The sequence below is a fragment of the Janthinobacterium sp. EB271-G4-3-2 genome, assembly GCF_020858035.1.
In the GTDB taxonomy this organism is placed as follows: domain Bacteria; phylum Pseudomonadota; class Gammaproteobacteria; order Burkholderiales; family Burkholderiaceae_D; genus Janthinobacterium; species Janthinobacterium aestuarii.
Genome location: NZ_JACYMG010000028.1, coordinates 1 through 1,381 on the forward strand (window position 1 = coordinate 1; position 1,381 = coordinate 1,381).

Genomic DNA, 1,381 nt, shown 5'->3' on the forward strand with positions numbered 1-1,381 from the left:
GACGAGTGAATTTATTCACGAAGCAATCGGAAGTGGTTCCAAGAAAAGCCTCTAAGCTTCAGTCATACGAGACCGTACCGCAAACCGACACAGGTGGGCGAGATGAGTATTCTAAGGCGCTTGAGAGAACTCGGGAGAAGGAACTCGGCAAATTGGTACCGTAACTTCGGGAAAAGGTACGCCCCGGTAGCTTGATTGGTTTACTCCATGAGGGTGAAAGGGTTGCAATAAACTGGTGGCTGCGACTGTTTAATAAAAACACAGCACTCTGCAAACACGAAAGTGGACGTATAGGGTGTGACGCCTGCCCGGTGCTGGAAGATTAAATGATGGGGTGCAAGCTCTTGATTGAAGTCCCAGTAAACGGCGGCCGTAACTATAACGGTCCTAAGGTAGCGAAATTCCTTGTCGGGTAAGTTCCGACCTGCACGAATGGCGTAACGATGGCCACACTGTCTCCTCCCGAGACTCAGCGAAGTTGAAATGTTTGTGATGATGCAATCTACCCGCGGCTAGACGGAAAGACCCCATGAACCTTTACTGTAGCTTTGCATTGGACTTTGAACCAATCTGTGTAGGATAGGTGGGAGGCTTTGAAGCGGGGACGCTAGTTCTCGTGGAGCCAACCTTGAAATACCACCCTGGTTTGTTTGAGGTTCTAACCTTGGTCCGTTATCCGGATCGGGGACAGTGCATGGTAGGCAGTTTGACTGGGGCGGTCTCCTCCTAAAGTGTAACGGAGGAGTTCGAAGGTACGCTAGATACGGTCGGACATCGTGTTGATAGTGCAATGGCATAAGCGTGCTTAACTGCGAGACTGACAAGTCGAGCAGGTACGAAAGTAGGACATAGTGATCCGGTGGTTCTGTATGGAAGGGCCATCGCTCAACGGATAAAAGGTACTCTGGGGATAACAGGCTGATTCCTCCCAAGAGTTCATATCGACGGGGGAGTTTGGCACCTCGATGTCGGCTCATCACATCCTGGGGCTGTAGCCGGTCCCAAGGGTATGGCTGTTCGCCATTTAAAGTGGTACGTGAGCTGGGTTTAAAACGTCGTGAGACAGTTTGGTCCCTATCTGCCGTGGGCGTTGGAAATTTGAAGGGGGCTGCTCCTAGTACGAGAGGACCGGAGTGGACGAACCTCTGGTGTACCGGTTGTCACGCCAGTGGCATTGCCGGGTAGCTAAGTTCGGAAGAGATAACCGCTGAAAGCATCTAAGCGGGAAACTTGCCTTGAGATGAGATTTCCCAGAGCCTTGAGCTCTTTGAAGGGTCGTTCGAGACCAGGACGTTGATAGGCTGGGTGTGGAAGTGCAGTAATGCATTAAGCTAACCAGTACTAATTGCCCGTACGGCTTGTCCCTATAACCTTAGCAGGT

The 1,381-nt window shown here is 51.2% G+C and carries 1 rRNA gene; it reads left to right on the forward strand.

Going from position 1 to position 1,381, the window contains the following annotated elements:
• Positions 1-1,366, forward strand: a 23S ribosomal RNA gene (locus IGS55_RS27775); the annotation flags it as partial.
• Positions 1,367-1,381 lie beyond the last annotated feature (15 nt).